Source organism: Prauserella muralis, assembly GCF_003202285.1.
In the GTDB taxonomy this organism is placed as follows: Bacteria; Actinomycetota; Actinomycetes; order Mycobacteriales; family Pseudonocardiaceae; genus Prauserella_B; species Prauserella_B muralis.
Genome location: NZ_MASW01000013.1, coordinates 1 through 5,061 on the forward strand (window position 1 = coordinate 1; position 5,061 = coordinate 5,061).

5 protein-coding genes and 1 pseudogene are annotated in these 5,061 nt (G+C 63.7%); 3 read left to right on the top strand and 3 right to left on the bottom strand.

All coding sequences use genetic code 11. From position 1 onward, the window contains the following. The first annotated feature begins 63 nt into the window (after nt 1-63). The 3 genes from BAY60_RS37695 to BAY60_RS38220 all read left to right on the top strand — a co-directional run bounded on the left by BAY60_RS37695 (nt 64) and on the right by BAY60_RS38220 (nt 1,788). A complete protein-coding gene (locus tag BAY60_RS37695) occupies nt 64-354 on the top strand; it encodes a transposase (protein WP_211330570.1) in 291 nt (96 codons plus the stop codon). Continuing rightward, complete coding sequence (locus tag BAY60_RS35405) at nt 351-1,235, top strand: IS3 family transposase (protein ID WP_211330571.1); 885 nt, start codon at nt 351-353, stop codon at nt 1,233-1,235. Before BAY60_RS37695 ends, BAY60_RS35405 begins: the two co-directional genes overlap by 4 nt. A 130-nt stretch (nt 1,236-1,365) precedes the next feature. Next, complete coding sequence (locus tag BAY60_RS38220; protein WP_245992961.1) at nt 1,366-1,788, top strand: hypothetical protein; 423 nt, start codon at nt 1,366-1,368, stop codon at nt 1,786-1,788. A 9-nt stretch (nt 1,789-1,797) separates the two neighbouring features. Here the strand turns inward: BAY60_RS38220 and BAY60_RS38675 are convergent. The 3 genes and pseudogenes from BAY60_RS38675 to BAY60_RS35420 all read right to left on the bottom strand — a co-directional run. Continuing rightward, nucleotides 1,798-2,016: pseudogene (locus tag BAY60_RS38675) on the bottom strand (hypothetical protein); the annotation flags it as partial. Between the two features lie 556 nt (nt 2,017-2,572). Next, nucleotides 2,573-4,813, bottom strand: a complete 2,241-nt coding sequence (locus BAY60_RS35415; protein WP_081685170.1) for a thiopeptide-type bacteriocin biosynthesis protein — start codon at nt 4,811-4,813, stop codon at nt 2,573-2,575. Beyond that, the coding region (locus BAY60_RS35420; RefSeq protein WP_281272782.1) for a lanthionine synthetase LanC family protein at nt 4,795-5,061 on the bottom strand (267 nt) is incomplete at its 5' end. The genes BAY60_RS35420 and BAY60_RS35415, both read right to left, overlap by 19 nt.

Genomic DNA, 5,061 nt, shown 5'->3' on the forward strand with positions numbered 1-5,061 from the left:
GGACCGTTCCCGGTTCGGTGGACACGGGGGTGAGGGTCGCCCGGTCCTTCGGGAGGCACAGGGATGGGTTCAACACGCCGTCGATTTACCGAGGAGTACAAGGCACAGGCGGTAGCTTTCGTCATCGATGACCATCGGCCTATTGTCGAGGTCGCACGTAATATCGGTGTGCACGAGATGACGTTAGGGAAATGGGTGAAGAAGGCCAGGGAGTCCGACGACTCGGTGGACAAAGCTCTGGAGGATTCCGAACGCGCCGAGCTGGAGCGGTTGCGGGCGGAGAACGCCGAGCTGAAGATGCAGGTCGAGTTCGCAAAAAAAGTAGCGACCTGGTTCGCGAAAGACAAGCAGTGAAATTCGCTGCGATCGCGGACTGGGCGGGCACCGACGACTTCCCGGTCGAGTTCATGTGCCGTGAGCTGGGTGTGTCCCGCTCGGGCTACTACGCCTGGCGCGGCCGCTCCCCGAGCGCGCGGGAACGCGCCGACACCGGTCTGCTCGCCGTCATCAAGCAGGTCCATGAGCGGCTGCGCGGCAACCCTGGTGTGCGGCGCGTGCACGCCGAGCTCGTCACGCTCGGGCACCAGGCCTCACCGAAGCGGGTCTGGCGTCTCATGCGCGACGCCGGCCTGCAAGGACGACACCCCAAGCCCTGGAAACGCACCACCACCCCAGGTCAGGCACCGGTCTCGGCACCGGACCTGATCGGCCAGGACTTCACCGCCACGGCCCCGGACCGTCGGTGGTGCGGGGATATCACCTACGTCAGGACCTGGGACGGCTGGGCGTATCTGGCCACGGTGATCGACCTGCACTCCCGCGCCGTCGTGGGCTGGGCCCTCGCCGGGCACCTGCGCACCGAACTGGTCACCGCAGCCCTCGACATGGCCCTCGCTCGCCGCCGCCCCGGCAACGAGGTCATCTTCCACAGCGACCGCGGCACCCAATACACCGCCGCAATCTTCGCCGAATACTGCGTGAACAACGGTATCCGCCGTTCACTCGGCCGCACCGGAACCTGCTTCGATAACGCCGTCTCGGAATCATTTTTCGCGACCTACAAGAAAGAACTCATACACACCCGCCCCTGGCCGACGATCACGCACCTCAACAAGGAAACATTCGACTGGATCGAAAACTACTACAACACACAACGACGACACTCGACACTCGGATACTTGACACCCCAAGAATACCAACTAGGGTTCAGAGAAATCAGCCAAATCGCGGCCTAAACCCGCGTCCACAAAAGCGGGAACACTCCAAGCATCGAGGGACGGCGCTGGCTCTGATCACAGTTCTCTTAGGCCCTGTAGGACTCGAGCGAGGAGGTCAAGGCTGGGGTGGGGCTGAGGTCGTGCAGCGATGGCAGCTGCCGCCTGCTCATCCTCGACACTCTTGGCGTTGGCCGTCACATCACACCTGGGGGCGTCGAGCTCACCCACACATGGCAAGTATTCGGTCAGTGCCTCGTACTCGGGTGTCTGGCGCGGGGAACGGCAACCTGCCGAGGTCGAGGCACTGAACAGCGGGCTGGGCGGCAAGCGCGGGATTGGCAGGGCGTTCACGGCACTGGCCCGTCGGGATAGCGCACATGAGGCGACACTGAAGCCAGGTGTGTCACAGGAAGCTGCTGTTCATCAGCTCACGGACCCACTTGACCTGAAACTCGACATCATCGGCTCGCTTGTCTCCACGCTTCCACAGCAAGCTGAGCGCAACGGTTCGCTGTGCGGCCAGAAAACGGCGACGTGCCGTGTCGTCGACGATTCCGTGGTCCGGCAGTAGCGCGACTCGCCACTCATCGTCGATGACGCGGGCGCTGAGGTGTTCGACCAACTCGGCGGCGTCATAGACGGTGTCGCTGTGACCGATGAACTCCCAGTCGACGACGTGGACGTTCGGCTCGCCCCAGAGCCAGTTGAACAGGTTAGAGTCGCCGCGAGAAACGATCCTCGGCGCCGATCGGCGAGCACCGCGGTGTCGCCTCGTTCGTACCAGGGGCCGAGCATCAATTGCATGTCAGCGGTAAGCGGCTCGTCCTCGCACTCGTCGAGCTGGCCCGGCCAGACCTCGGTGACCCGATTCTTGTAATTTGCGGGTGAATCGACGCGCGGCGTGTCAGCGAACGGTCCGAGTGGGCTCTCCCGGAGTTGGTCGAGAATCGCGACCATGGCCCAAAGTGCGGTGGTGGACTCGGCGAGGTCGGGCACCGGCCGACCGGCGAAAATGGTCATCGCGACTGCAGGCAGTTCGGGGTCGGGGTTGTGTCACAGCGGCTGTGGAGCAGCGGTGACTCCGCAGGCCGCGACATGTGCGAGGGCCTGTTACTCGCAAGCCGCGCGGTCGCGTTTGTCGGTGCGGTACAGCTTGAGGCAGACCTCGCAGTCCGGGCCGTCCCAGGCGAAGACACGATTGTTCCGACCCCGGTCAAAGGAGCCGCAGGCCCGGAAGGTCGTCGGCGAGCAGGCTCGGTTCACGCCGATAGAAATTGCGCAGCTCGTCGAGCAGACCGGTCGGTACGGTGGAGGTGTGTGGCAAGGCAAGCCCTCGATCTAGACCGTGTTCAGGTTCAGTCACGGATCGGCCCCAGTCGGCTGGCTGTGACGCCGAGATTCGCGATCAGGACGGTTTCGGCAGTGTGTACGGATGACATGAGGTCGTCCATCACCACCGCGGGGACCTGCCCCGAGTCAAAACCTGCTCGCTCGACGAGCAGGCCCAAGGTTTCGCTCTGCTTGGGTGTAGCCAGCGTTTGGCATTCTGGGTGTGCCAGCACCTCGCGCGCCATGAATGCATCTGCCGATCGTTCAGCCTTCTCGATCAGCTCGGCGCAGAGAAGCCCTGCATCTCCTTGTGCCGCAACAGCAAGGTCTGCCGCGGTCAACCCGAGCCGGATCCGGAATAACCCCGTGGGTCGGTGCGATGCCCCGCAGACATGCCGAACATCGTTAAGCATGCCTATCACGTCACCTGCACCGATGCTGCGCTCCTGAAGAAGCAGGTAGCTGCGCAGGCACGCTGCCCCGGCGTACTCCCAAGCATCGCTTTTGGCGGTGTTGTCGATAAGTTTGAGCGCCAAGTTGGCTTTCCCGTTAAGGGCAAGAGCGATGGCGCGTGTCTGGCGGGCTTCGCGGAACTGATTTCTGGTTTCGTCGTACTTCTCGGCATGCGCTGCGGCGTTCGTCCACTGGCCGGCTGCGACAAGCGCGCGGGTTCCATCCTCACGCATAACCTGCCGAAGCCAGTTGTCTACTTCGGACGAGCGGTCCGCGATTAGGCCGTCGAAGTCGACCAAGTCACCGTGGATCACGGCCGCACCACCATTACGGACGGCGTGGTTGATCGCTTCGAGCTCGCGGTAGGCGCCTTGGTTGTCACCTGCCCGCCTGGTCAGTCGGGCGAGGTTCACCACTGGCTGGAGCGAAGCGATGGCAGAACCGGCCGACAGTGGTGACGCTGCTCGGAAAATTCGGAACTGTCGTCGACATAGGCTGATGGCGACGTCGGGCATACCGCATTCGGCCGCGATGCGCGCGGACAGATTCCAGACGGTGCAGGCGCGGTTCATCCGCTCTTCGACAGTGGTTGACTCCTGGCAGGAGTTTGCGCACTCGCGCACGTTGCGCACCTGGGTTTCCAGATCAGGACAGGGAAAGCGGCGCTGCGACACAAGCGGAAATCGGGCCAGTGCTCGTTCGGCTACGCCTTCGTTCGCTCGGGCCGCCAATGGCGGTGCTGTTGTCCCAGAGGTAGGTCCACCACTCAATGTCGGGTTGGGCGGCACATGTCCGGGCAGACCAAGGATGACGGTGCGCGTCGCCCACGCGAGAATGCTCTGTGTTCGAGCTGGCAACCCAAGGCGGTTCCAGTGGAAGATGATCAGGTAGCTCAGAACCTCACGAAGGCCGCGCTGCAGCGTCCCCGTACGGGCCGCGGACCCCAGGGTCCGGCCGGCCTGTCGGAAGGCGCTGGCCCAGTCTGCGGATGAGGCCAGGGGACCTTCTGCGCGTAGCAGCGGCCCGCCAGGAGCTGTGTTCGCGAGCAACAACTGTTTGAGATCGCTGGCCATGGCGGTCAGATTCGCGGCAGAGACATCCTCTGGCAGTGGGCGTTCCTGAGCGATCCGGTGCCAGACGTCGCCCTGCTCGTACCACTCCAGTCCCGCCGCGCGCATCAGGGTGTTGCACAGCAGCAGCGACAGTTCGCGTCGGCCCAGCCCGCCGCCGCCGTTGTGAGCAAGGTGCATGACGGCGCGGCTGTCCTCATAGAATAGATCGTGGGCAGCCTCCATGCCCGTCCAGTTACCAAAAGCTTGCATCTCGGCCTCATAGGTGCCGGGCCACCATTGGGCAATGCGGTCGTCGGCTGCGAGTTCATCGAGTGCGGCCCCGAGATGGTCCCGCATCGCGTGTCCGTCCCGCCCTGGGTGAATCCGTAGTCGCCAGCAGGGGTGTTTCCTCATGAACCACCACTTCGTGACGAGGCCGTCCTCTCCAGCTCGGTGCAACAGCGGCGCGATGGTGTCGGCTGCTGACTGTTCGGCCGTGCTCCAATCGATGAACTCGATGTAGATCTGCCACCAGTCCGAAGCTGCCTGCCGTTCGAGGGCGTGTCGTCCAGCTTTCCGATAGACCTCGACGGCCTCGGCCAGGTCCGCGGGTTCGACGTGAATGGCTGCTGCGGCTTCATTCAAGGAAGCCCCGGCCAGTACCAGAAGAACCCCGTACTCCGCGCCCTGCGCAACCGCGGACTCGTCGGCATCACTGCTTCGCAGTTCTACCTCTCGCGGTGTCAGTCGATGAGTAGACATGCGTCCCATCCCGAAGTCGGCGTGGTGTTGTACACGGCGGTATGCAGGGCAAGAGCTGTTCCTGCTGTGCCTTCGAGGAAGCCGCGCTTCGCCACTGGCCCGTGGCGAGTGTGTTGACCCAGGTGCGCGGCCAGAGGCGGAAGGTATTCGTCAAACGCGGATGTTCCAGCGTCCTGGGCCGATCGCCAGACGGTTTGGTACAGCCCGGCCCAACCGTGGCACAGGCCGCCGTCGGTGATCCGAGCTAG